At 37.7% G+C, this 711-nt stretch carries 2 protein-coding genes; both read right to left on the reverse strand.

Translation table 11 applies throughout. From position 1 onward, the window contains the following. A partial coding sequence (locus JVV30_RS13140) for a homocysteine S-methyltransferase family protein (protein ID WP_204194371.1) occupies nt 1-651 on the reverse strand: 651 nt, incomplete at its 3' end. Then, nucleotides 620-711: hypothetical protein (locus JVV30_RS13380; protein ID WP_239469389.1), on the reverse strand; the 92-nt coding region annotated here is incomplete at its 5' end. The genes JVV30_RS13380 and JVV30_RS13140, both read right to left, overlap by 32 nt.

The raw sequence follows: 711 nt of genomic DNA on the forward strand, positions 1-711 counted from the left end.
TTCAATATGTGTGAAAGACTCTTGCATATGGTGCGGGCCATGATGACAATTGAGTCCCACGATGTTTGCGCCACATTGAACGAGTTGTTTTAATCCTTCATTGATTGCCTGACCATTAACTAAGTAATTTGTGTTTGAAGCGGTTAATTGAGCAATGATTGGAATGTCGTATTTCTTTCTCGTTCGTGAAATGACATTTGTTAACTCTTCTAGGTCGTAATACGTTTCGAAAAGTAGCGCGTCAACGCCTTCTTCAATTAAGGTGTCTATTTGAATTTCAGTATGATAAAGAATAGTTTGTAAGCTGATATCCTCTTGTTTGATACCTCTAAACCCACCAACTGTTCCTAATATATACGTATCTTTATTTGCTGCTTTTTTTGCGATGCGAACGGCGGCTTGATGTATTGCTTTAACTTTATCTTCGAGATCGAATCGTTTTAACTTTTCAAAATTTGCACCATAAGTATTGGTTAGAATGACATCAGCACCAGCTTCAATATATGAACGATGGATACGCTCAACTTTATCTGGATGGCTAAGATTATATGCTTCTGGACAGGTGTCTAACCCTTCAGAGTATAAAATGGTTCCAATAGCGCCATCAGCTACTAAAACATTATCTTTCAATTGTGTGAGGAATTGACTCATTGAATGCCTCCTTTAATGCGTATTTGATGTCTGCAATGAGTTCATCAGGATCTTCGAGAC

This window comes from Staphylococcus sp. GDY8P47P (assembly GCF_016892225.1).
GTDB lineage: Bacteria > Bacillota > Bacilli > Staphylococcales > Staphylococcaceae > Staphylococcus > Staphylococcus borealis.